The organism is Mycobacterium sp. ELW1, from assembly GCF_008329905.1.
GTDB lineage: Bacteria > Actinomycetota > Actinomycetes > Mycobacteriales > Mycobacteriaceae > Mycobacterium.
Genome location: NZ_CP032155.1, coordinates 5,043,674 through 5,065,943, shown reverse-complemented (window position 1 = coordinate 5,065,943; position 22,270 = coordinate 5,043,674). Strand labels below are relative to the sequence as shown.

Annotated in this window: 23 protein-coding genes and 1 pseudogene; 16 read left to right on the top strand and 8 right to left on the bottom strand. The window is 68.3% G+C overall.

What is annotated here, in order from left to right:
• Nucleotides 1-11 precede the first annotated feature (11 nt).
• Together D3H54_RS24155 and D3H54_RS24150 are read left to right on the top strand one after the other, a co-directional pair.
• A pseudogene (locus tag D3H54_RS24155) lies at nt 12-659 on the top strand (phosphoribosyltransferase); the annotation flags it as partial.
• A 58-nt stretch (nt 660-717) separates the two neighbouring features.
• The gene (locus D3H54_RS24150; RefSeq protein WP_210419585.1) at nt 718-1,311 is read left to right on the top strand and encodes an NUDIX hydrolase; all 594 of its coding nucleotides are present in this window, start codon (nt 718-720) and stop codon (nt 1,309-1,311) included.
• Here D3H54_RS24150 and D3H54_RS24145 read toward each other — a convergent pair.
• Nucleotides 1,308-2,537 carry an acyl-CoA dehydrogenase family protein gene (locus D3H54_RS24145; protein WP_149381868.1) on the bottom strand — a complete coding sequence of 410 codons (1,230 nt, stop codon included), beginning with the start codon at nt 2,535-2,537 and terminating at the stop codon, nt 1,308-1,310. The two genes, D3H54_RS24150 and D3H54_RS24145, sit on opposite strands and share 4 nt — an antisense overlap.
• A gap of 77 nt (nt 2,538-2,614) precedes the next feature.
• Here D3H54_RS24145 and D3H54_RS24140 point away from each other — a divergent pair, with 77 nt between their 5' ends.
• Entirely contained in the window at nt 2,615-3,208 is a 594-nt protein-coding gene (locus D3H54_RS24140; protein WP_149381866.1) for a TetR/AcrR family transcriptional regulator, read from the top strand.
• Between the two features lie 16 nt (nt 3,209-3,224).
• Here the strand turns inward: D3H54_RS24140 and D3H54_RS24135 are convergent, their stop codons facing one another.
• Nucleotides 3,225-4,697 carry a carboxyl transferase domain-containing protein gene (locus tag D3H54_RS24135; protein WP_149381865.1) on the bottom strand — a complete coding sequence of 491 codons (1,473 nt, stop codon included), beginning with the start codon at nt 4,695-4,697 and terminating at the stop codon, nt 3,225-3,227.
• Between the two features lie 33 nt (nt 4,698-4,730).
• Here D3H54_RS24135 and D3H54_RS24130 point away from each other — a divergent pair, with 33 nt between their 5' ends.
• The 6 genes from D3H54_RS24130 to D3H54_RS24105 are packed head-to-tail and all read left to right on the top strand — an operon-like array spanning nt 4,731 to nt 11,266.
• The gene (locus D3H54_RS24130) at nt 4,731-5,462 is read left to right on the top strand and encodes an enoyl-CoA hydratase (protein ID WP_149381863.1); all 732 of its coding nucleotides are present in this window, start codon (nt 4,731-4,733) and stop codon (nt 5,460-5,462) included.
• Nucleotide 5,463: 1 nt separating this feature from the next.
• Entirely contained in the window at nt 5,464-6,570 is a 1,107-nt protein-coding gene (locus tag D3H54_RS24125) for an MBL fold metallo-hydrolase (RefSeq protein ID WP_149381861.1), read from the top strand.
• Between the two features lie 18 nt (nt 6,571-6,588).
• On the top strand, nt 6,589-8,175 hold the full coding sequence (locus tag D3H54_RS24120) for a serine hydrolase (protein WP_149381859.1): 1,587 nt from the start codon (nt 6,589-6,591) through the stop codon (nt 8,173-8,175).
• A gap of 28 nt (nt 8,176-8,203) precedes the next feature.
• Entirely contained in the window at nt 8,204-10,606 is a 2,403-nt protein-coding gene (locus tag D3H54_RS24115; protein WP_149381857.1) for an HAD-IC family P-type ATPase, read from the top strand.
• Between the two features lie 3 nt (nt 10,607-10,609).
• On the top strand, nt 10,610-10,816 hold the full coding sequence (locus D3H54_RS24110) for an antitoxin (RefSeq protein WP_149381855.1): 207 nt from the start codon (nt 10,610-10,612) through the stop codon (nt 10,814-10,816).
• Between the two features lie 3 nt (nt 10,817-10,819).
• Nucleotides 10,820-11,266, top strand: a complete 447-nt coding sequence (locus tag D3H54_RS24105; RefSeq protein ID WP_149381853.1) for a type II toxin-antitoxin system Rv0910 family toxin — start codon at nt 10,820-10,822, stop codon at nt 11,264-11,266.
• Nucleotides 11,267-11,272: 6 nt separating this feature from the next.
• Here D3H54_RS24105 and D3H54_RS24100 read toward each other — a convergent pair whose 3' ends face one another.
• Nucleotides 11,273-11,650: a hypothetical protein gene (locus D3H54_RS24100; protein ID WP_149381851.1), complete on the bottom strand. Its 378-nt coding sequence runs from the start codon at nt 11,648-11,650 to the stop codon at nt 11,273-11,275.
• A gap of 143 nt (nt 11,651-11,793) precedes the next feature.
• Between D3H54_RS24100 and D3H54_RS24095 the strand changes: the two genes are divergently transcribed.
• A complete protein-coding gene (locus D3H54_RS24095; RefSeq protein WP_232077486.1) occupies nt 11,794-12,018 on the top strand; it encodes a three-helix bundle dimerization domain-containing protein in 225 nt (74 codons plus the stop codon).
• A gap of 1 nt (nt 12,019) precedes the next feature.
• On the opposite strand, the gene D3H54_RS24090 is transcribed toward D3H54_RS24095, so the two are convergent.
• Nucleotides 12,020-12,679 (bottom strand): response regulator, encoded by a 660-nt coding sequence (locus D3H54_RS24090; protein ID WP_149381849.1) that lies wholly within the window; start codon nt 12,677-12,679, stop codon nt 12,020-12,022.
• 90 nt (nt 12,680-12,769) lie between these two features.
• On the opposite strand from D3H54_RS24090, the gene D3H54_RS24085 reads away from it, so the two are divergent.
• On the top strand, nt 12,770-13,657 hold the full coding sequence (locus tag D3H54_RS24085) for an amidohydrolase family protein (RefSeq protein WP_149381847.1): 888 nt from the start codon (nt 12,770-12,772) through the stop codon (nt 13,655-13,657).
• Here the strand turns inward: D3H54_RS24085 and D3H54_RS24080 are convergent.
• A complete protein-coding gene (locus D3H54_RS24080; RefSeq protein WP_149381845.1) occupies nt 13,654-14,538 on the bottom strand; it encodes a hypothetical protein in 885 nt (294 codons plus the stop codon). The two genes, D3H54_RS24085 and D3H54_RS24080, sit on opposite strands and share 4 nt — an antisense overlap.
• 17 nt (nt 14,539-14,555) lie before the next feature.
• Nucleotides 14,556-16,274 (bottom strand): NAD-binding protein, encoded by a 1,719-nt coding sequence (locus tag D3H54_RS24075; protein WP_149381843.1) that lies wholly within the window; start codon nt 16,272-16,274, stop codon nt 14,556-14,558.
• Nucleotides 16,275-16,323: 49 nt separating this feature from the next.
• On the opposite strand from D3H54_RS24075, the gene D3H54_RS24070 reads away from it, so the two are divergent.
• Nucleotides 16,324-17,055, top strand: a complete 732-nt coding sequence (locus D3H54_RS24070; RefSeq protein ID WP_149381841.1) for a 3-keto-5-aminohexanoate cleavage protein — start codon at nt 16,324-16,326, stop codon at nt 17,053-17,055.
• Here the strand turns inward: D3H54_RS24070 and D3H54_RS24065 are convergent.
• The gene (locus D3H54_RS24065) at nt 17,045-17,491 is read right to left on the bottom strand and encodes a cupin domain-containing protein (protein WP_149381839.1); all 447 of its coding nucleotides are present in this window, start codon (nt 17,489-17,491) and stop codon (nt 17,045-17,047) included. The genes D3H54_RS24070 and D3H54_RS24065 overlap by 11 nt on opposite strands.
• 146 nt (nt 17,492-17,637) lie before the next feature.
• On the opposite strand from D3H54_RS24065, the gene D3H54_RS24060 reads away from it, so the two are divergent.
• From D3H54_RS24060 to D3H54_RS24045, 4 genes are all read left to right on the top strand, one after another.
• Nucleotides 17,638-19,215 carry an ABC-F family ATP-binding cassette domain-containing protein gene (locus tag D3H54_RS24060; RefSeq protein ID WP_149381837.1) on the top strand — a complete coding sequence of 526 codons (1,578 nt, stop codon included), beginning with the start codon at nt 17,638-17,640 and terminating at the stop codon, nt 19,213-19,215.
• Between the two features lie 9 nt (nt 19,216-19,224).
• Entirely contained in the window at nt 19,225-19,647 is a 423-nt protein-coding gene (locus D3H54_RS24055; RefSeq protein WP_149381835.1) for a hypothetical protein, read from the top strand.
• The gene (locus tag D3H54_RS24050; RefSeq protein WP_149381833.1) at nt 19,644-20,240 is read left to right on the top strand and encodes a GNAT family N-acetyltransferase; all 597 of its coding nucleotides are present in this window, start codon (nt 19,644-19,646) and stop codon (nt 20,238-20,240) included. Before D3H54_RS24055 ends, D3H54_RS24050 begins: the two co-directional genes overlap by 4 nt.
• 93 nt (nt 20,241-20,333) lie before the next feature.
• A complete protein-coding gene (locus D3H54_RS24045) occupies nt 20,334-21,617 on the top strand; it encodes a sensor domain-containing phosphodiesterase (protein ID WP_149381831.1) in 1,284 nt (427 codons plus the stop codon).
• A 98-nt stretch (nt 21,618-21,715) separates the two neighbouring features.
• On the opposite strand, the gene D3H54_RS24040 is transcribed toward D3H54_RS24045, so the two are convergent.
• On the bottom strand, nt 21,716-22,165 hold the full coding sequence (locus tag D3H54_RS24040) for an Hsp20/alpha crystallin family protein (RefSeq protein WP_149381829.1): 450 nt from the start codon (nt 22,163-22,165) through the stop codon (nt 21,716-21,718).
• Nucleotides 22,166-22,270 lie beyond the last annotated feature (105 nt).

Below are 22,270 nucleotides of genomic sequence, written 5' to 3'. Positions count from 1 at the left end.
TACTCGAAGTTATGCATCGCTTCGCCGACCGGGCGGACGCGGGCCGGCGGCTGGCCGAGTCGTTGGCCGGCTACCGCGGCTTGAGCGTCCTGGTCCTCGGTCTGCCCCGCGGTGGCGTGCCGGTGGCTTTCGAGGTCGCCAAGGCGCTGGCCGCCCCGCTCGATGTGCTCGTCGTGCGCAAGCTCGGTGTGCCCGGCCAGCCCGAGCTGGCCTTCGGTGCGATCGGTGAGGACGGCGTGCGGGTGATCAACGAGTTGGTGCTGCGGCACGTGGTGATCAGCGACGCCGAGATCGCGGAGGTGGAAGCCGAGCAGCGCACCGAGCTTGCCCGCCGCGTCGAGCGCTACCGGGGCGGGCGGGCTGCCCAGCCGCTCGCCGGCCGGGTGGTGCTGATCGTCGACGACGGCTTCGCCACCGGCTCCACCGCGCGGGCGGCGTGCCTGGTGGCTCGCGCGCGGGGCGCCGCGACGGTGGTGTTGGCCGCCCCGATCGGCGCTCCGGACACCATCGCCGAGCTGCGCTCCTACGCCGACGACGTGGTGTGTCTGGGCGCGCCAAGGTATTTCAGTGCGGTCGGGCAGGGCTACGACGACTTTCGCCAGACCTCCGACGAGCAGGTGACCGCGCTGTTGGACTGCGCTGCCCGCGGCTTTAAGCAATGATGAGTTAATCAGCGACTCAACCGAACACCCGCTCAGTGACTATCCGTCCCCGCATGTGGCCGTCGACACCGCCCTGCTGACGCTCGATCCGGCCGACCCGGAGTTATCGGTTCTGCAGGTGCGCCGCACCGATGGACCGGGCTGGGCGCTGCCCGGCACCTTCCTGCATCCCGGCGAGCGGCTGGCCGACGCGGTCGAACGGTCGCTGCGGGCCAAGGCCGACGTGCGGGGGCTGCGGCCGCGGCAACTACGGGTGTACGACGATCCGTCCCGCGACACCCGCGGCTGGGTGCTGTCGGTGGCCCATGTCGAAGTCGTGCCGATCCGTAGGCTCGACTCCCGCAGGCCGCGCGACACCCGGCTGGTCCCGGTGGCCCGCCCCGGCCGGCTGGGGTACGGGCACGCCGAGATCATCGCCCGTGCGGCACAGGAAGTCCGGGACCGCTACGCCGAGCGGCCGGACCCCGACCACCTGCTCGGTCGTCAGTTCACCCTCGGTGAGCTGCATCGGGTGCACGAGGCGGTGGCGGGCCGAGCCCTTCAGCGCGACGGGTTTCGGCGCCTGATGAAACCCTTGCTGCGCCCGACCGGCCATCTGGTCACCCGCACCGGCGGCAGGCCCGCGGAATTGTTCCGGCGCGTGGGCTAACCGGTGATCTCGCGTCCGATCAGCCGGCGAGCCACGATCCACTGTTGAAGTTCGTTTGCGCCTTCGAAGATCTCGAGGATCTTGGCGTCGCGGTACATCTCTTCCAGCCGCACTGATTCACCGGTCTCGCCGACCTGGCGGGCGAACCCGAGCGCACCGTGGATCTGAATGGCCTCGCGGACAAGGTCGTTGGCCAGCCGGGTGCCGTAGGCCTTGGCCATGGCGGCCTCGGGCTCGGCGGTGGCGTCGCCGGTGTCGAGCAACATCGCGGCCTTCTGGTACAGGCTACGAGCGCATTCCAGTTCGGTGGCGCGCTGGGCCATCTGGAATTGCCAGTGCTGCATGGCCCCCAGCGGCTTGCCGAAGACGTGGCGGGTCCGCAGCCGGCGTACCGCGAGGTCGAGGGCGGCTTGGGCCACGCCGACGCCGGCCGCTCCGATACCGATCCGGCCGCGAACGAGCGCGGACAACGCCACGGCCATTCCCCGGCCCGGCTCGCCGAGCAGGTTCTCGCGCGGCACACGTACCTCGTCGAGGACGATGTCGGCGGTGATCTGCCCGCGATGGCCCATCTTCAGATCGGGGCTGCCGATCCGGACTCCCGGGCTGGTCAGGTCGATCAACAACATGTGTGCTCGGCTGCCGGTTCGCCCGGCTCGGACCAGTATCGAAACCCAATTGGCCACAACACTGTTGGTGATCCAGCGTTTTCGGCCGGAGACGATGAACTCGCCGTCGCTCTCTTCTGCGAACGTGCCGAGCCGCTCGGCGGTCAGATCCGAACTCGTCTCCGGTTCGGTCGTGGCGAATGCGAAGGCCTGCCGGCCGGACACCAGGTCGGGCACCAGCGCGTCGCGCAGCCGGCTGTGTGCGTGGCCGAGGGTGGCGGGCACCAGGATGCACTGTCCGTCGTAAACCCCGGCCATCGAGGACGATTCGTAGGCGATCTCCTCGGCGACCGTGCAGGTGCCCAGCATCGGGTAGTGGAGTCCGGCGCCGTGCTCGAGCCCGAACGGCACGCCGAACAACCCGTCCGAGGCCAGTCCGCGGAACGCCTGCCAGGGAAAGCTGGTGGCCGACTCCTCTCGTGATCCGATCTCGCGCGCCACCGGTGCGAGGTGGCGTGCGACGGACGCGCGTGCTCGCGCCCGCAAGTCCACTGTTTCCTGCGGGAGGAAGACGTCATGAGACATGTCGTCCTGCGTACGGCGGATGGCTGCGGTCATGGGTCTCTCTCCCTCGATTCGGACGATTGTCCGAATATATCGAATCGGACGATCGTCCGATTCGATAGGGTGGGGTGATGGAGGAAGTCGACGGCAAGGCCGCCCGGACCCGGCGCCGCATTCTGGACGCGTCGGCCGGGGTTTTCGCCCAGCACGGGTATGGCGGGGCGAGCCTGCGCCGGATCGCCGGCGCGGCCGACCTGCAGGTGGGGAGTATCTACTTCCACTTCCGGACAAAGGACGACCTCGTCGCCGCGACTTTGGTCGATGGTGTGGAGTCCGCGCGGGCCGCTTTGGAGGCGGCCATCGCTGCGGTGCCGGAGGGTGCATCGGAACTCGATCGGCTCCGGGCTGCGATCCGTGGACACCTGGATGCGCTGCATGCCAGCGACGACCGCGCTGCCGCCGTGGTGCGGATGGTCGACACACTCCCGCCGCACCTGCGCTCCGCGCACCTGGTCCATGAGCGCCGGTTCGCGCGAGTCTGGCAGGGCGTCCTCGAACGCGGGCAGCAAGCCGGTGTGGTGCGCACGGACGTCAACCTCAGAACTGTGCGAGACCTGGTGGTCGGTGCGCTCAACAGCACCTCGACGAACAACCCGGCCGCCAAGAAGGACCTCGGGGCGATCACCGAGGCCGTTGTGACCCTGCTGCGACCGTCATCGCGGTAGTGTCCGTGTCGAATCCTTAGTGGGGCAAGCCGATTCGCCGGTAACGCGCCAGCCGGGCGGCGTACCGCTGCTCCGCGGGGGTCTCGCGCAGATCATGGATTTCGCGTGCGATCGCCACAGACAACCGGCGTGCGAACTCCACCGGCTCGTCGGCGGCGTCGGGATGCTCGGGCACGATCGCGTCGACGATGCCGTTGTGCAACAAGTCGAGTGACCGGACACCTTGTGCCGCAGCAAGTTCCGGGGCGTGGTCGGTGTCGCGGAACACGATGGCGCTGGCGCCTTCCGGTGGCAGCGGCGCCAGCCAGCCGTGCTGGGCGGCCAGCACCCGGTCGGCCGGAACCATCGCCAGCGCGGGGCCGCCGCTGCCCTGGCCGAGCAGCACCGACACCGTCGGGGTGTCCAGCATGACCAGATCCGACAGGCAGCGGGCGATCTCACCGGCCAGGCCGTCCTGTTCGGCCTCCGCCGACAGCGCAGGCCCGGCGGTGTCGATCACCAGCACCAGCGGCAGCCGCAGCCCAGCGGCCAGGGCCATGCCGCGGCGGGCTTCCCGCAGGGCGGCCGGGCCGACGACACCACCGATCACACGCTGCTGACCGACGACGACGGCAGGCTGATCACCGAACCGGGCCAGAGCCAGCGCCGTGGTGGCCGCATCGCCGTGTGTGCCGGACAGCGGCACCCGGTCCGTCGCGCCTTCGCGCAGTAGCCAGCTCACCCCGGGCCGGTCCGGACGCCGCGATGCGACGACCGACTCCCAGGCCGGGACGTCCGGGATCGGCTCGTCGGGCAGCGCCGCCGGCGGAGGGCCCGGGGCGTCGGTGATGACCCGCAGCGCCCGGTCCAACGTCACGCGCAGTGCCTCGATGCCAACAACCGCGTCAATTACGCCGTGCCGCAACAGGTTCTCCGCTGTCTGCACGCCCGGCGGGAACGGTTCGCCGTACAGCTGCTCGTACACCCGAGGCCCGAGAAAACCGATCAGCGCACCGGGCTGCGCGGCGGTGATGTGGCCCAACGAGCCCCAGGACGCGAACACCCCGCCGGTCGTCGGATGCCGCAGGTACACCAGGTACGGCAGGTGCGCCCGTTTGTGCTGGGTGACGGCCGCGGCGATCTTCACCATCTGCAGGAACGCGACGGTGCCCTCCTGCATGCGGGTGCCACCCGAACTCGGCGACGCCAGCAGCGGCAATTTCTCGGCGGTCGCACGTTCGATCGCCGCGGTGACGCGTTCGGCGGCAGCCACCCCGATGGACCCGGCGAGGAAGTCGAATTCGCAGGCCACGACGGCGACCCGGCGGCCGTGGACGGTGCCTTCGCCGGTCAGCACCGCCTCGTCGAAGCCGGTCTTGGCGCGGGCCTGTTCGAGCTCACCGGCGTAGGCGGCGTCGGCGCCCACATCCAGCGGCGCGCTGTCCCAGCTCCGGAAGGAACCAGGGTCCAGTGCGGCGTCGCGTAGTTCGGCAGCCCCGATCCGGCTCACGCGACGACACTATCCGGCCAGTACCCTCGAACCATGATCGGTATCAACCGCGTGGGGGATGTGACCACCATCGAGCTGCAGCGTCCGGAGCGACGCAACGCACTCAACTCCGAACTCGTCGACACGCTGCGGGAAGCGGTCGAGAAGGCCGCCGCCGACGATGTCCGCGCAATCGTGCTGACCGGGCAGGGCACCGTGTTCTGCGCGGGCGCAGATCTGTCCGGAGACGTGTTCGCCGCCGATTTCCCGGACAAGGCCATCGCGCTGAACAAGTCGATCGACGCCGCGCCGATGCCGGTGATCGCCGCCATCAACGGTCCCGCGATCGGTGCCGGTGTGCAGCTCGCGATGATCTGCGACCTTCGAGTGGTTGCTCCCGGCGCCTACTTCCAGTTCCCGATCGCGAAATACGGTCTGGCGCTGGACAACTGGAGTGTCCGACGGCTGTCCTCGCTGGCCGGTTACGGGCGGGCCCGCGGCATGCTGCTGGGCGCCGAACGCCTGGACGCCGACACGGCGTTGATGACCGGGATGGCCAACCGGCTCGGTGACCTGGCCGACGCCCAGTCCTGGGCGCAGGAGATCGCCGGGCTGGCGCCGCTGTCGCTGCAGGCGTCCAAGCGGGTGCTCAACGACGACGGCGCGTACGAGGAGCAGGGGCCCACCCACAAGGAACTGTTCGACAAAGCGTGGGGCAGCCAGGATGTCATCGAAGCCCAGGTGGCGCGCATCGAGAAGCGGCCCGCCAAGTTCACGGGCGCCTGACATGTTGAGGGCCGCAGTGCGCCTGGCCGCCGGGACCGCGTCGCTGGCCGGCGGCGGATGGCTGCTACGCGCCCTCAACGACGCCCCCGCCTCGCTGGGGGCCGGGCCCGCCGACATCAGGCCGGTCGCCGACGCCTCGCCCAACTACCGCGAGGGGGTGTTCCACAACCTGGAGCCGGCCTCCGCGCTGCGGCTGGATTCCGAGGAGAGCCGCCTCGTCCTGTTCGACATGTTCTCCACCCGCTCGGCCAGCCGCCCCGCCGGCACCGTGCCGCTGGTCACGCCGGCGGCCACCAAGTCCGAGCCGCTGGCGGTCAGCTGGCTGGGCCACTCGACGGCGCTGCTGGAGATCGACGGCTACCGGGTGCTCACCGATCCGGTGTGGAGTGAGCGCTGCTCGCCGTCGCGCACCGTCGGGCCGCAGCGGCTACACCCGGTGCCCGCCCCGCTGGAGGCGCTGCCCGCGCTGGACGCGGTCGTGATCAGCCACGACCACTACGACCATCTCGACATGGACACCGTGCTGGGGCTGGTCCGCACCCAGCGGGCGCCGTTCGTCGTGCCGCTCGGCGTCGGCGCTCACCTGCGGCAGTGGCGTGTCCCGCCGGAACGCATCATCGAACTCGACTGGAACGCCGAAGCCCGCATCGGGGACCTCACCCTGGTGTGCACGCCCGCGCGGCACTTCTCCGGCCGGTTCTTGTCCCGCAATACGACGCTGTGGGCGTCGTGGGCGATCATCGGCCCGCAGCACCGCGCTTACTTCGGCGGCGACACCGGCTACACCAGCAGCTTCGCCGACATCGGCGCCGAGCACGGCCCCTTCGACCTGACGTTGATGCCCATCGGGGCCTACAACAAGTCCTGGCCGGATATCCACATGAACCCGGAGGAGGCGGTGCGCGCCCACCGCGATGTCACCGATGCCGGGCTGCTGGTCCCGATCCACTGGTGCACGTTCCGGCTGGCTCCCCATCCGTGGGCCGAGCCGGTCGAGCGGATGCTGGCGGCCGCCGACGAGGCCGGCGTGCAGGCGGCGGTGCCGCGGCCGGGTGGCAGGGTCGTGGCGGGCGCGGCGGGAGCAATAGACAAGTGGTGGCAACTGTGAGCCACTACGGTGCAAGCCATGACCGCTCTGGCAGCACGTGCCGCGATCGTCGCCCTGGTCGCCGGGCTCACCGCGTGTAGCGGCACGGCATCCAAGCCCGAGGCGCGCCCGTCGCGCTCCGACCAACCACCCCCGCTGGTGCCCGCCATGGCGTTGCCGGACAACGCCGTCGACAACGCCGTCGCCAAACTCGACGGGATCGCCGCCGACCTGATGAAGTCCGCCGGCATCCCCGGGATGGCGGTTGCGGTGGTGCACGGCGGTAAGACCGTGTACGCCAAGGGCTTTGGCGTGAAGGACGGTAGCCGTTCCGCCGACGACCCCGCCAACAAGGTCGATCCGGACACGGTGTTCCAGCTGGCGTCGGTGTCCAAGCCGATCGGCGCCACCGTCGTCGCCCATCAGGTCAGCCAGAACGCCATCGGCTGGAACACCCCGGTGGCCGACACACTGCCGTGGTTCGCGCTGTCGGATCCGGCCGCCACCCGGATGGTCACCGTCGGTGACCTGTATTCGCACCGCTCCGGATTGCCCGACCACGCCGGCGATCAGCTGGAGGACCTCGGCTACGACCGGCGCTACATCCTGGACCGGCTGCGCCAACTTCCGCTGGCGCCGTTCCGAATCTCCTACGCATACACAAACTTCGGACTGACCGCAGCCGCCGAGGCGGTGGCGGTGGCGGCAGGCAAGTCCTGGGAGGACCTCAGCGACGAGGTGCTGTACCGGCCGCTGGGCATGGCGTCGACCAGCTCCCGGTTCGCCGACTACGAGGCCAGGACCGACAAGGCGGTCGCGCACATCCGCATCGACGGGGCCTACAAGCCGCTCTACACGCGCGACGCGGATCCCGAAGCGCCCGCCGGTGGGGTGAGTTCCTCGGTGAATGACCTCACCCACTGGCTGACGATGATGCTGGCCGACGGACAGTACAACGGTCAGCGCATCGTCGATCCCGCCGCGCTGCTGCCCGCGGTGTCCCCGCAGATCGTGTCGAACCCGCCGACGGAGCCGGCGATGCGCTCCGGCTTCTACGGCTACGGGTTCAACGTCGGCACCACGTCCGCGGCCCGGGTGCAGCTGAGCCATTCCGGGGCCTTCGAGCTCGGCGCCGCAACCAACTTCGTGATCATCCCGTCGGCCGATGTCGCGATCGTCGCACTGACCAACGCCACCCCCACGGGCATCCCGGAGACGCTGACCGCGGAATTCGCCGACCTGGTTCAGTTCGGCGAGGTGCGTCAGGACTGGCGCGCGCTGTACGCCCACGCGTTCGCCGATATGGACAAGCCGTTCGGCACGCTCGCCGGCAAGACACCGCCGGCCAACCCCGTCCCGGCCCAACCGGCCGCCACTTACACCGGCACCTACCGCAACGACTACTGGGGTGCGGCAGTGGTCGCCGAAAAGGACGGCAAGCTCACGCTGTCGTTGGGGCCGCGGCCGGACACCTTCGAACTCCGCCACTGGGACGGCGACGTGTTCACGTTCACCTTCCCCTCTGAGAACTTCCCGCCCGGAAGCATTTCCACGGCGACCTTCGATGGCGACAAGCTGACGCTGGAGTACTACGACGAGGACAAGATGGGGACCTTCTTCCGATGAGCCGCTTGCGCGAAGAGCAGAGGTACCGATGACCGCCGCCGTATCAGCGGGCCTGTCCGCCGACGACGTCGCCGCCCGGATCGCGGCCGGCCAGACCAACGACGTGCCCACCCGCGCCTCGCGCAGCGTCGCGGAGGTGGTGCGGGCCAACGTGTTCACCCGCATCAACGCCATCCTCGGTGTGCTGCTGCTGATCGTGCTGTCCACCGGGTCGCTGATCAACGGGATGTTCGGACTGCTCATCATCGCCAACAGCGGGATCGGCATCATCCAGGAACTACGTGCCAAGAAGACGCTGGACAACCTGGCCATCGTCGGACAGGCCAAGCCCACTGTGCGGCGTCGGACGGGGACAAAACCGTTGCCGCCCAACGAGGTTGTGCTCGACGACGTCATCGAGCTCGGCCCGGGAGACCAGATCGTCGTCGACGGCGAACTGCTCGAGGCCGCCAATCTCGAGGTCGACGAGTCGCTGCTCACCGGCGAGGCCGACGCGATCGCCAAGCACACCGGTGACACCGTCATGTCGGGCAGCTTCGTGGTCGCCGGCACCGGCGCCTACCGCGCCACCAAGGTGGGCCGGGAAGCCTACGCCGCCAAGCTCGCCGAGGAGGCCAGCAAGTTCACCCTGGTCAAATCCGAACTGCGCAGCGGCATCAACAAGATCCTGCAGTTCATCACCTACCTTCTGTGGCCCACCGGGCTGCTGGTCATCTACACCCAGCTGTTCACGACGGACGTGGGCTGGCGGGACTCGGTGCTGCGGATGGTCGGCGCCCTGGTGCCGATGGTTCCCGAGGGCCTGGTGCTGATGACATCGATCGCGTTCGCGGTCGGGGTGATCCGGTTGGGGCGCAGGCAATGTCTGGTGCAGGAACTGCCCGCCATCGAAGGGCTGGCTCGCGTCGATGTGGTCTGCGCGGACAAGACCGGCACCCTCACCGAGAACGGCATGCGACTGGCCGACGTCACCTCGGTGAGCGGGGACGACCATCGGGTGGCCGACGTGCTGGCCTCACTGGCCGCCGACGATCCCAAGCCCAACGCCAGCATGCAGGCGGTCGCCGAGGCCTATCCGCACGCGCCGGGCTGGACCGCAACGGCCGCAGCACCGTTCAAGTCCGCCACGAAATGGAGCGGGGTGTCCTACGGCGAGCGGGGGAACTGGCTGATCGGTGCCCCCGACGTCCTGCTGGACCCCGACTCGCCGACCGCAGCGCAGGCCGAGGAGATCGGTTCCCGCGGTATGCGGGTGCTGCTGCTCGGTGCCAGTGATCTGCCCGTGGACAGTCCGGATGCGCCGGGCCGCGTCACCCCGGTGGCGCTGGTGGTGCTCGAGCAGCGGGTCCGGCCCGACGCCCGAGACACGCTCGAATACTTTGCCTCGCAGAATGTCTCGGTCAAGGTGATCTCGGGTGACAACGCGGTGTCGGTCGGGGCGGTGGCCGGGACGCTGGGCCTGCACGGCGAGACCCTGGACGCTCGCCAGCTGCCGACGGACGCCGACGCCTTGGCCGATGCGATGGCCACCTACACCACGTTCGGCCGGGTGCGTCCCGACCAGAAACGGGCCATGGTGCACGCCCTGCAGTCGCGCGACCACACCGTCGCGATGACCGGTGACGGCGTCAACGACGTGCTGGCGCTCAAGGATGCCGACATCGGGGTCGCGATGGGCTCGGGCTCCCCGGCGTCGCGCGCGGTGGCGCAGATTGTGTTGCTGGACAACAAGTTCGCCACCTTGCCCTATGTGGTGGGCGAGGGCAGGCGCGCGATCGGCAACATCGAGCGGGTCTCGAACCTGTTCCTCACCAAAACTGTCTACTCGGTGCTGCTGGCCCTGCTGGTGGGGTTGGCCGGCCTGTCCCACAAGCTGTTCGGCACGCCCTCGCTGCTCTACCCGTTCCAGCCGATCCACGTGACGATCGCGGCGTGGTTCACCATCGGCATCCCGGCCTTCATCCTGTCGCTGGCGCCCAACAGCGAGCGCGCTCGCACCGGGTTCGTGCGGCGCGTGATGACCTCGGCGCTGCCGTCCGGGGTGGTGATCGGCGTGATGACCTACACGTCCTACCTGATCGCCAATCACAAGACCGACGCGACTGTGACCGAGCAAACCCAGGCCTCGACCGCCGCGTTGATCACCCTGCTGATGGGGGCGGTGTGGGTGCTCGCGGTGGTCGCCCGGCCCTACCAGTGGTGGCGGGTGGCGCTGGTGGCCGCCTCGGGACTGGCCTATGTGGTGATCTTCGCCATACCGGCGGCGCGTACGGCGTTCATGCTCGATCCCTCCAACCTGGAGGTCACCTCGACCGGCCTGGCGATGGGGTTGCTTGCCGCCGGCCTGGTCGAGGTGGCCTGGTGGGTGCAGGGGCGGGTGCTGGGCGAACCGCGGATGTTGTGGCGGACCGAGCCCACGGTGCAAGATTGACCGATGGGATTCCTCGACAAAGCCCTCGGCAAGACCAAGGAAGTCTTGGGTGAGAATGCCGACAAGGTGGGCCAGGCCATCGACAAGGCCGGCGACATCATCGACCAGAAGACGCAGGGCAAGTACTCCAGCACCGTCGACAAGGTGCAGGATGCCGCCAAAAACTACGTCGAGTCCAACCGCACCGACAAGGGCGACGAACCAAGCTGACTTATGGCGAAACTCTCTGTATCCGTTGACGTTCCATTACCGCCCGAGCAGGCGTGGCAGCACGCCTCCGACCTCTCGCGCTACAAGGACTGGCTGACCATCCACCGGGTGTGGCGCTCCAAGCTGCCCGAGACCCTCGAAAAGGGCACCGTCGTGGAGTCCATCGTCGAGGTCAAGGGCATGCCCAACCGGGTGAAGTGGGAGATCGTCCACTTCAAGGCGCCGGAAGCGATGACACTCAACGGCGCCGGTGTGGGTGGGGTCAAGGTCAAGCTGATCGGCAAGGTGCGGCCGAATGACTCCGACGCCAACACCTCGGTGGTGACCATGGACGTCCACCTGGGCGGCGCGGCACTGTTCGGGCCGATCGGCATGGTCGTGGCCGGCGCGCTGAAGGGCGACATCAAGGAGTCGCTGAACCGCTTCGTCGAGGTCTTCAGTCCGTCCTGACGCGGATCAGTTCCTGATGACCCGGTGCGGCGTCGGGTACGGATGGACGCGAGGCGCGCTCTGGCGGGCGGCCAGGCCGGGGAGGCGCCGGGCCTGTTCGCTGCGTGCGGTCTCCGTGACCAGGAACCGGCACTCCAGCCCGGCGATCAGATCCTGCACCGAGCGACGCTCGCGTTCGGCGGCGCGGATCATGCCGCGAATCCGCCGCGCCTGCGTCTGCTCACCGCGCCGCTGGTAACGCTCGAGCGCCGAGCCGTAGGTGGCCAGGTCAGCGTCGAGTTGCTCACACTGGGCCAGCAGCATCTCCCGGAGATGTTCGGCCTGAAGGCGATTCGCGGACTCGGGCGTCTGGTCGCCTGCGTCCACATTGCTCGGTGAGGTCACGGCCGAACTGTATCCGACCGGATGACTGCGCGCGCACCGGGTGGAACGACACAACGGTCACCGCTCGCTGTTCATCAACCCGCTACCCGGCCGTCATCCGCCGTGGTGCCGATAGTTGCGCAAACCGCGTATTTCGTCCGATGATGTCCGGCGTGGAACGTGCTGAAGAGCAGCGCCAGATCGATCAGGTCGTCAGCCGCCTGACCGAATCGTTCCCGTACGTACCGGACCACATCATCACCGAGACGGTGGACAGTACCTACCGCCGGTTCGACGACGCCAGGATCCGCGAGTTCGTGCCGCTGTTCGTCGAACGGTCCTGCCGCGCGACGTTCGTTCTGCAACCCGCTGTCGAGATCTCCGTCTGACCTAGGGCGTCACCACCGGGCCGGCCTCGTGGCGGCGCAGGTTCTCGGCGGCGAAGAGCGCGGCCTGGGTGCGCCCGGCGAAGCCGAGCTTGAGCAGCAGCCGCGAGACGTAATTCTTCACGGTCTTCTCGGCCAGGAACATCCGCTGGCCGATCTCCCGGTTGGTCAGGCCCTCGCCCAACAGTTGCAGCAGTGTGCGTTCGGTGGACGACAGGTCCCGTAACCGCTCATCTTGCTCGGTGTCCCTGCGCAGACGTGACATCAGGGCGGCCGCGGCGCGGTTGTCCAACAACGACTTTCCGCTTCCGACGGTCTTGATCGCCTCGGCGAGCGCCATGCCGCGGATGTCCTTGACCACGTAGCCGCTGGCACCGGCCAGGATCGCGTCGAGCATGGACTGCTCGTCGGTGAACGCCGTCAGGATGAGGCAACGCAGGTCGTCGTTGGCGGCCAGCAGATCCCGGCACAGATCGATCCCGCTGCCGTCGGGCAACCGGACATCCAGCACGGCGACATCGGGTGCGGCGGCGGGGATACGTGCCAGTGCCTCGGCCATCGTCGCCGCCTCGCCGACCACCGTCAGTTCGGGATCGGCGCTGAGAAGGTCCGCCAGACCGCGGCGCACGACTTCGTGGTCGTCGACAAGGAACACCTTGAGCACACAGCAGTGAATCTCGTGAGGGTTACCAGTCGGTAGGGACTTTGGTCATGAAATCCGCGGAGGAACGCCGAGCTCTCCTAGACTGCGTCGGTGACCGTCAGGTACGAACCCGCGATCGACTTCACGGCGGTCGACGCCATCGACTTCCACACCCATGTCGAGGTCGACGCGAGCGGCCACTGCGCCTACGACGACGAGCTGGCCGAAGCCACCGGCCGCTACTTCAAGCTCGGTGCCGACTACTTCACCCGCGTCGACGACCTCGCCGCCTACTACCGCCGGCACAACACCGCCGCGGTGGTGTTCACCATCGACGCCCACACGGTGTCGGGGCGACAGCCCAACTCGGTCGAGGAGCTGATCGAAGGGACGGTGCGCAACAACGACGTCTTGATCCCGTTCGGGTCCGTCGACCCGTGGGATTCCGACTCGGTGCGGCGGGTGCAGGAGCTGACCGGCGACTACGGGGTCAAGGGTTTCAAGTTCCACCCCAGCCTGCAGGGCTTCGAACCCAACGATCGCCGGTTCTATCCGATCTACGAGGCGATCGCCGCGGCGGGAGTGCCCGCGCTGTTCCACACCGGTCAGACCGGTCTTGGGTCGGCGTTGCCCGGCGGGCACGGGATCAAGCTGCGCTACTCCGACCCGATGCTGCTCGACGACGTCGCCGCCGACTTCCCCGATCTCACCGTCGTGATGGCCCACCCGGCGGTGCCCTGGGTCGACTCGCAGATCGCGATCGCGTCGCACAAAGCGAACGTGTACATTGACTTGTCCGGGTGGTCGCCCAAGTACTTTCCGCCGCAACTCGTTTCGGCTCTGAAGCGGCAGCTCGGCGGCAAGGCCCTGTTCGGCACCGACCATCCCTACATCGCGCTGGACCGCTGGCGCCAGGATTTCGAGGCGCTCGGCATCGATCCCGCGGTGGCGCGCACGATCCTCAAGGAGAACGCCCTGCGCGTGCTGCGATTGACCTAGGCGACCTGGGAGTCGACCACCATCTCCGACGGTGCGTTGCGTTCCCACAGCACCGCGCCCACGCAGGCAATCAGCACCCAGCCGGTGCCCACCGCGCCGCACCAGATCAGCAGCGCCATCGCCACCCCGATCGGGCCGAACCCGTCCCAGTCGTGCAGTAGCGAGGGGAACACCAGGCGGGAGCCCAGCTGGATGACGATGCCGTCGATCACCACGCCCGCCAGACCGGCCAGCGCCAGCGGGCTCAAGCCTCGGCCACCGTCGCGGACCAGCAGGGCGGGGGTGAGCGACCAGAACAGCCACACCGGCAGCAGACCCACGACGAACAACATCGCGCGGGGGAGACCGTGGTGGTGATGGCCGAACATGATTCGCTCCCGCACCGCGATGGTGACGAGGTACAACACGAACCACGCTGTGCCGCGCAGCAGTCGGGTCACCAGGCCGTACTGCTCGCGGCGCCAGGCCTTGGCGAAGATCGTCGCGACCGAGGCCGCCATCGGGATACCCCAGACGAGGAAGCTCGCGACCCCGATCAGCGTCCAATCCGCCCGCAGGCCCGCGGAATTGCCGAACGCTTCCCGCAACCGGTCGGACAGCGGATGTTCGAGGGCGAACTGGCGGGTGAAGATCGTTCCGGGGCTGGCGTTGTCGGCGAAGCCCTGCATGTAGCTGAAGCCGATGACCATCAACGGGATGACCGTGGTGAACAGCTGGGTGGACACCACGGCTCCCTGAGTGCCGCCGTCGATGTCGTTGAACCGCGCGACCAACGCCGTGACCGGGCTCAGGCGGCGCGACTCCGCGAGGCGCCGGTAGCGCTCCTCGAGGCGTCGGCGGATGTCGTCGCGCCTCGTCACCGGTTCACCCGACTGCGTCATGAGCAGAGGGTAGGTGATCAACCTGTCGGAATCGGCCCGCTGATCGTTCCCGGGTGCGGCGCCTGCTGCCCCTTGCGAAGGGTGGCGATCAATTCGCGGTACGGGCCGACGAGGTAGGCGGTATCGCCGGCGATCAGCTGGGTGTCGCGGCGGGGATGCAACCGCAGCGGGTCCCCGGCCCGGCCGATGGCGATGACCCGGGTGTGGGTCGACAGCTCGAACATCCGGATCCCGTCCAGCTCGCTGCCGGGCTGCACTTGCACCGCGCCCACCATGAACGACCGCTGCCCGACCGAGAAGGTCCCCAGCACATCGAGACCCATCGCCTCGCCGATGAACCAGGGGGTGGCCAGGTCGACGGTCGAGCGGACGAACTCGAACTTGAACCGCGTGCCGACCGCCGATCCGAGCGCCCTGTCGTAGATCCGCAGCACGATCGGAACGTCGGGGCGCTGGATCTCGGGAAGTGCTCGCGGACCCAGCATCTCGCGCACCACGATGCCGGTCTCGATGTTGACCACGTCGTCCTGGGTGAGCACCGCGACCGCGCGGGCGTCGCCGATACGGGCAGCTTCCAGCGTTTGGCGCAGGGTAGCGTCACCGAATATCACCGGAACACCCAGTTCGGCCGCCGCCGACAGGTAGCGATTGTCCTCGTCGCGTTCGATCACGGCCACGTCGTGTCCGGCCGCCTTCAGCACCGCCGCCACCCCGATCCCGAACGACCCGAGACCCACCACCACGACGTGACGCTGGAGATGCCGCACCTTCTGCTTGTTCGCGGCCTGCGAAATGCGATGCGAGAGAAGCACATCAGCCACGAATGCCACCACGATGGCCGTGGTGGCGACTCCGGCGAACATCATCACGACGCCCCACAACCGCAGCCAGTCCGGCTGATCCAGGAAGTTGAAGTCGCCGTACCCGACGGTTGCGATGGTCTCCGCGGAGAAGTAGAGCGCGTCGATCCAATCCATTCCCGGCTGCTTGTAGGCGAATCGCAGCATGATCGTCGAACCGATCAGCAACGTGGCCGACACTGCCAGCGCGCGGTAGAACATTGGGTTCAGGTCGTCGGCAAACGCACGGACCGCGTCCGAGATCCGCACGAACAGCGGCCGCACCCGCGGCGATGCCGGTATCGGCTTGGCGACGTCGATACCCCGCTCGGCGAGCTCGTCGGCGGTGCCGATCATCGCCGTCCAGTCACCCGCGCGCACCTGCACGTCGCGGCCCGGGCACGCGATGACCTCACCGGGATTGTCCGAACCGTCGCCGCGGATCACCGCGACCGGGGCGAGGTCGCCGAAGATCTCCCGCAGGCTGCCGTCCCGGCGCGCGGTGGCGCCGGTGACGACGAAATCCACCCCGGCCACCGCGATGGTGTGGGTGGTCCGCTTCAACAGCGCTTCGACCACGGACGGTGCCGCCAGATCCGCGACGTCCAGGATGGCGCCGGGCCCGTTGCCCTCGGCCATGGCTTCCCGCAGCACCGCATTGGACAGCCGGGCCACGATGCGCACCCTCGGGTTGGCCTGCCGCGCGAGCAGCGCGATCTCCAGATTCAGCGCATCGTCGTCGTCGGCGCAGATCACCGCGTGGGCGGTGGCGATCCCCGCGCTCTCGAGATCCTCGGGCGCCTGCGAGATCGCGACACTGACCCCGGCATTGTTCAGTTCATCGATGATCCGCAACCCGAGCGCGTCGTCACCGCAGACGATGGTGTGGCCCCGCATGAGGGAACGCTACTTCGGAAAGTCTCGTCATGGCGGGTGAGAATGACACATGCCTTCTGCCCCCTACGTCAAAGCCTGCATCAACGGCGCCCGCACCCCCGACCAGCACGTCGGACTCCCGGTGTCGCCGGAACAACTGGCCGCCGCCGCCGTCGCCGCGCACACTGCCGGGGCCATGGCGGTTCACCTGCACCCCAAGACCCCCGACGGGGTGGACTCCTTGGAACCGGCGACGGTGGCCGCGGCAGTCAGCGCCGTCCGGCACGCGGTGCCGGGCCTGCCGCTGGGTGTGACGACGGGGTTCTGGGCGCTGCCCGATCCGCAAAAGCGGTTGCATGCCGTCGAGTCCTGGACGGTGCTGCCCGACTTCGCCTCCGTCAACTGGCATGAGCCGGGTGCGCAGGATCTGGCCGAGCTGCTGCTGAGCCGGGGCATCGGCGTCGAGGCGGGCATCTTTCATGCCGACGCGGCCGAATCGTGGGCGAGTTCGCCCCTGGCCCCGCACTGCCTTCGGGTGATGGTCGAACTCCCGGCCGACGGGGACACCGCGACCGCCGACGACCTGCTGGCGCGGATCGGCCGGGCCGAGTCGCCGGCGCCGATGCTGCTGCACGGCCTGGACGACAGCTGCTGGCCACTGCTGGCCCACGCGGGGCTGCGCGGAGTGCAGACCCGCATCGGGCTCGAGGACACCGTGGCGCTGCCGGACGGGTCACCGGCGCCGGGCAACGCCGAACTCGTCGCCGCCGCGTTCGACGTGCTGCGGACCGTCAGTCGGTAGGTGGGACCAAGGCGAAGTCGGCGAAGTCGAACCCCGGCACCACCACGCAACTGACCAACGTCGGCTCGTCGTCGCGGGGACGGGCACGCTGCCAATGTCCGGGTGGGACCAACACCTGCGGCTGTTCGCCGGCGACGATATCCGGGCCGAGTAGAACCGTTGTGGCGCTGTCCTTTTCCGGGCCGATGTCGAGCAGCAGCGGGCTGCCGCGGTGATACAGCCACAGTTCGGCGCTGCGCACCGTGTGCCAGGCGGACTGCTGGCCGGGCAGCAGCACGAAGTAGATCGCGGTGCCGGCGTTGCGCGGGCCGTTGTAGTCCGGCGGCAGGGCGGATTCGCCGACAATCAGGTCGCTGCGCCAGGTCTCGCGGAAGAAGCCACCTTCGGGATGGGGTCCCATGTCGAGCTCGCGAACCCAGTCGGGGAGATCCGTCATGGCCTCAGCGTAGGGATAAATCGGTTGCCCGCGTCGGCGTTGGGTCATTAGCGTGGCGCCCGTCCAAGTCTTTCGCTCATCGAGGAGGGTCCCCGTCGTGGATCACAGCGCAGCTCACCTGCTCGCCGTCAACCACTGGGAGACCCATGCCTACTACCGACTCCGCAATCACGCTGATCGACCTCGACTTCGCCTGGCCGGACGGAACCGTCGCTCTTGACGGCCTGAGCGCCACTCTGCCGGCCGGCCGGACCGGCCTGGTCGGCGCCAACGGCAGCGGCAAGTCGACCCTGCTGCGGCTGATCGCCGGTGAACTCACTGCCACAGCGGGCCGAATCATCACCAGCGGTGACGTCGCCTACCTGCCGCAGACGCTGACGCTCGACGTCGCCGTATCGATCGCCGACGTGCTCGGCGTCGGTGCCAGGCTGGCCGCGCTGCGCGCGATCGAATCCGGCTCGGCGACCGACCGTGACTTCGAGGTGATCGGCGAGGACTGGGACATCGCGGACCGCGCCGCCGAGGCGCTGCGCGTTATCGGTTTGGAGCCCGTCGACCTCGACCGGACCGTCGGGCAGGTCTCCGGCGGGGAGGCGATGTTGTTGGCGGTCACCGCCCTTCGGCTCCAGGCTGCCGCCATCACCCTGCTCGACGAACCGACGAACAACCTCGACCGCGACGCCCGGGCCAGGCTGAGAGACCTGATCGCCGACTGGCCGGGAACGCTGGTCGTGGTCAGTCACGATGTCGCGCTGCTGAACCGGATGGACCACACCGCCGAGCTGCACAACCACCGGCTCACCTCCTTCGGCGGTCCCTATCGCGAATTCCGTGCCCACCTGGACAGCGAACAGGCCGCGGCGGCGCAGGCGGTCTCTGCCGCCGAACAGACCGTGCGGGTGCAGAAGCGTCAGCGCGCGGCGGCCGAGACCAAGCTGGCTCGTCGTAATCGCAAGGCGCAGAAGGACTACGCCAACAAGCGCGCGCCGAAGATCGTGATGAACAACTGGGCCTCGGCCGCCGAGGTGGCGGCGGGCAAATTGCGCACCGGGCTCGACGCCTCGGCGGCCGAGGCCGCGGACGCGCTGCAGGCAGCCGAAGCGAGGCTGCGCAGCGACGAGCACATTCGCGTCGACCTGCCCGATCCCGATGTGCCGGCCAGCCGCAGGATCGCCGAATTGCCCGGTGCGCGAGGACCATTGGTGGTGATGGGTCCCGAACGCATTGCGATCGTCGGGCGCAACGGCATCGGCAAGACCCGGCTGCTGGACGATCTGATCGCCGGAACCGCGGGTCGCTTGCTGACCGACCGGGTCGGCTACCTGCCGCAGCGCCTCGACGGCCTGGACGAGCAGGCCAGTGTCCTGGACACCGTGCGGGCCGCGGCGCCCGATGCCGACACCGCCCTGGTGCGCACCCGGCTGGCCCGGTTCCTGCTGCGCGGTGACTCGGTGTACCGGCCGGTGGCCGGCCTGTCCGGCGGAGAACGCTTCCGGGTGGCGCTCGCGCGGTTGCTGCTGGCCGATCCGTCGCCGCAGCTGATTGTCCTCGACGAACCCACCAACAATCTCGACCTGGCCAGCGTGGACCAGTTGGTCGACGCGCTGCGCGCCTACCGCGGCGCGGTGATCCTGGTCAGCCACGACGACGAGTTCCTGTCCCGGCTGGATCTGGACCGGACGTTGTCGATGCGGCAGCCCGGCGTGTTGGATGCGGCGGGTTAGGGTCTGACCATGGCACACCTGCGTGCGGGCTGGTTCGTCGCGCTCTGCGCGGCGGTCCTGGCCGTCAGCGCGTGGCTGCCGTGGTTGACCACCTCGGTCGCGGGCGGGGGCCGCGCGAGCGCCATCGGCGGTACCGTCGGGAGCCTCGTGCTGCCGCCCCGCTTCGGCGCCGGCCAGCTGATCGTGCTGTTGGCCTCGGCGCTGATCGTCACCGGTGCGATGGTGGCGCGCAACCTGTCCCCGCGCCTGGCCGCGTTGGCGGCGCTGGTGATCTCGGTGCTGCTCGGCGTGCTGACCTACTGGTATTACCACCTCAACGTCGGCGGCTCGGTGTCGGTGGCGTACGGCTTCTACATCGGGGCGGTGTGCGCCGCCGGCGCAGTGATCTGCTCGGTATGGGCGTTGATCACCGCGTTGGTGCGCCGCCGATGAGCGGCCGCTTCGTCGAACCTGTCACTTTGACCGGCGCGCACTGGGTTTCCCTGGAGCCGCTGGGAGACTCCCACATTCCCGAGATCACCGCTGCGGCGGCCGACGTGGGCGAGTTGTGGTTCACCAGCGCGCCGACGCCGGAGACCGCCGCGGCGTGGGTCAGCCGGATGCAGACGATGCAGGACGCCGACGAGGGCGTGACCTACGTAATCCGCAGGCGCACTGACGGCGTCGTGGTCGGCTCGTCGAGTCTGTTCCACGTCGATGCCGCCAACCGCCGCCTCGAGATCGGCCATACCTGGCACTCGGCGGCAGCGCGGCGAACCGGGGTCAACACCGAGACGAAATTGCTGCTGCTCACCCATGCGTTCGACGAACTGGGCTGTGTCGCTGTGGAATTCCGTACCCACTTTTTCAACCAGGTCAGCAGGGCGGCGATCGAACGCCTCGGCGCCAAGCTCGACGGCGTGCTGCGCAGCCATCAACTTCTGTCCGACGGGTCCCGCCGGGACACTGTGGTCTACTCCATCCTGGACATCGAATGGCCTGCGGTGCGCAACAACCTGACATTTCGGCTCAGCGGCCATTTTTGACGGTTGTCCGCGATTCACCCAGTACTGTCGTGCATTGATAGCAATTCGCCTCACGGGGCCACGGTCCTCCAGTGGCGCGGAGATAGGGATGCTGTGGAGCGACTGGTTCGGGCATTGACAGCCTCGATGGACCCGGTGTCGCTGGTCGGTCGCGTCGCCGAGCAGGTGTGTGCGTTCATGCACGCCGCGGACGGGGCGGCAGTGACGTTGCTTCGCGGTTCCGACAACGCGTATGTGACCGTGTCCGCGCACGGCGTGATTGCGGCTGCGACGGGCTTCGTAGTGCCCAGGGACAGCAGCTTTCAGGGCCTTGCGGCGCGGGAAAGATGTCCGAAGCTGCTCCACGATGCGCTGGCAGACGAACGACTGTCTCCACGCGTTCGCGCGATGAACAAGCAGTGGGGCACCAGGTCGTGGGCGGTGATTCCGCTGATGTACAACGACGACGCGATCGGCTCACTGCTGCTGGCGGCCAGCGCGGTCGGAGCGTTCTCTGACTCAGATCTTGACGCACTGCTGGCGATCAGTGAATTCGTCTCCGCCTTGGTCGGCGCGCAATTACAACTCTCGGCGCTGCTGACGCAGGTGATGACCGACGGCGACGAGCGAGGACAACGCGCACTCACGGCACGATTCGTCGCCTCGGTGATGGTGCCCGAAGCGGTGGAGACCGAGAATCTGCAAGAACGACTGGATGTGCTGCTGGCTCAGCCGGACGCGCTCAGGGCGGTCTTCCAGCCCATCGTCCGACTGGAAAACGGCAGCACAGCCGCCTACGAGGGACTGATGAGGTTTCCGGAGTCATCGGACGTGACGCCGATGCACTGGTTCAGCGCTGCCCGGCGACTCGGCCGCGGCATCGATCTGGAATATGCCGCGCTGTGCACCATCTTGGAGGCGGCGCATCCGATCCCCGGCGACACTCCGGTGGCCGTCAACCTGAGTCCGAGCGCGGCGCTGGAGCCGGCGATCCACGATGCCCTCGCTTCTCAGGACCGAGCGTTGATCGTCGAAATCACCGAGCACGAACCATTTCCCACTGATCTCGACCTCGGTCTGAAACCGTTGCGGGATCGAGGCGTATCGATCGCAGTCGACGATGCCGGCGCCGGCTACGCCAACTTCACCCAGCTGCTGCGGCTGCGTCCCGACATCATCAAGATCGACGGAGAGTTGATCGCCGGCATCGACGACGACCCGGTCAAGCGTGCGATGGCGACCGCACTGAAATCACTTGCCTCCGAGCTGCGGGCGAAGACGGTGGCCGAGGCCATCGAAACACCCAGCCAGCTCCGGACGCTGATCGGTCTCGGCATCGAATACGGCCAGGGGTTCCACCTCGGCGGACCGTCAGATGTCGTCGACCTCGTCGGCTGAACCATGGTGTGAGGCAGGCGGTCCGCGCCCCCGACGTGTCCGTGCTCAGCCGCCGAGGATGGCGACTGAGCACGGAACGTCACGGAATCGGTTGGGCCTCAGCCCGCTTCGACGGTCGTCGGCTCGATCGGCTTGCTCTCACCGGAGCGGGTGACCTCGATGCGACGCGGCTTGGCCCGTTCGGCCAGCGGGATCGTCACCGTCAGGACGCCGTTTTCATAGGTGGCCGAGATCTTGGCGGTGTCGATACCCTCGCCGAGTGCCAACTGGCGACGGTAGGTGCCGAAGAACCTCTCGCTGGTCAGCCACTGCACCGAGTCCTCGGAGCGGGCCGAGCGGTGCGCCGTCAGCGTGAGCGTGCCGTTGTCGACGTTGACGTCGATCGAACCGGGATCCACACCGGGGAGATCGGCCGTCAGCATGTAATGGTCCTCGACCTTGTAGAGGTCCATCGGCATGAATCGGGGGCTGCGATCGGTTCCGGTTTGGCTGGTCAGCAGTCCCCGGGTCATGGCTTCAATGTCATTGAACGGATCGAAGCGGAGCACAGTACTCACCTCCTGCATCCCTGAACGCAAGCCCACCACCCTGGCGGGCAGCTTTACTGTGCACGGCCAGATTAGCACTCGATGGTGGCGAGTGCTAATACTTTT

Excerpts from the sequence above, each read along its gene's own strand:
- D3H54_RS24130 (WP_149381863.1), top strand. The coding sequence starts at position 4,731 with ATGATCGGTATCAACCGCGTGGGGGATGTGACCACCATCGAGCTGCAG.
- D3H54_RS24070 (WP_149381841.1), top strand. The coding sequence starts at position 16,324 with ATGCCTTCTGCCCCCTACGTCAAAGCCTGCATCAACGGCGCCCGCACC.
- D3H54_RS24050 (WP_149381833.1), top strand. The coding sequence starts at position 19,644 with ATGAGCGGCCGCTTCGTCGAACCTGTCACTTTGACCGGCGCGCACTGG.
- D3H54_RS24065 (WP_149381839.1), bottom strand. The coding sequence starts at position 17,491 with ATGACGGATCTCCCCGACTGGGTTCGCGAGCTCGACATGGGACCCCAT.
- D3H54_RS24060 (WP_149381837.1), top strand. The coding sequence starts at position 17,638 with ATGCCTACTACCGACTCCGCAATCACGCTGATCGACCTCGACTTCGCC.
- D3H54_RS24095 (WP_232077486.1), top strand. The coding sequence starts at position 11,794 with ATGTCCGGCGTGGAACGTGCTGAAGAGCAGCGCCAGATCGATCAGGTC.
- D3H54_RS24145 (WP_149381868.1), bottom strand. The coding sequence starts at position 2,537 with ATGACCGCAGCCATCCGCCGTACGCAGGACGACATGTCTCATGACGTC.
- D3H54_RS24105 (WP_149381853.1), top strand. The coding sequence starts at position 10,820 with ATGGCGAAACTCTCTGTATCCGTTGACGTTCCATTACCGCCCGAGCAG.
- D3H54_RS24125 (WP_149381861.1), top strand. The coding sequence starts at position 5,464 with ATGTTGAGGGCCGCAGTGCGCCTGGCCGCCGGGACCGCGTCGCTGGCC.
- D3H54_RS24115 (WP_149381857.1), top strand. The coding sequence starts at position 8,204 with ATGACCGCCGCCGTATCAGCGGGCCTGTCCGCCGACGACGTCGCCGCC.
- D3H54_RS24110 (WP_149381855.1), top strand. The coding sequence starts at position 10,610 with ATGGGATTCCTCGACAAAGCCCTCGGCAAGACCAAGGAAGTCTTGGGT.
- D3H54_RS24055 (WP_149381835.1), top strand. The coding sequence starts at position 19,225 with ATGGCACACCTGCGTGCGGGCTGGTTCGTCGCGCTCTGCGCGGCGGTC.
- D3H54_RS24080 (WP_149381845.1), bottom strand. The coding sequence starts at position 14,538 with ATGACGCAGTCGGGTGAACCGGTGACGAGGCGCGACGACATCCGCCGA.
- D3H54_RS24075 (WP_149381843.1), bottom strand. The coding sequence starts at position 16,274 with ATGCGGGGCCACACCATCGTCTGCGGTGACGACGCGCTCGGGTTGCGG.
- D3H54_RS24120 (WP_149381859.1), top strand. The coding sequence starts at position 6,589 with ATGACCGCTCTGGCAGCACGTGCCGCGATCGTCGCCCTGGTCGCCGGG.
- D3H54_RS24140 (WP_149381866.1), top strand. The coding sequence starts at position 2,615 with ATGGAGGAAGTCGACGGCAAGGCCGCCCGGACCCGGCGCCGCATTCTG.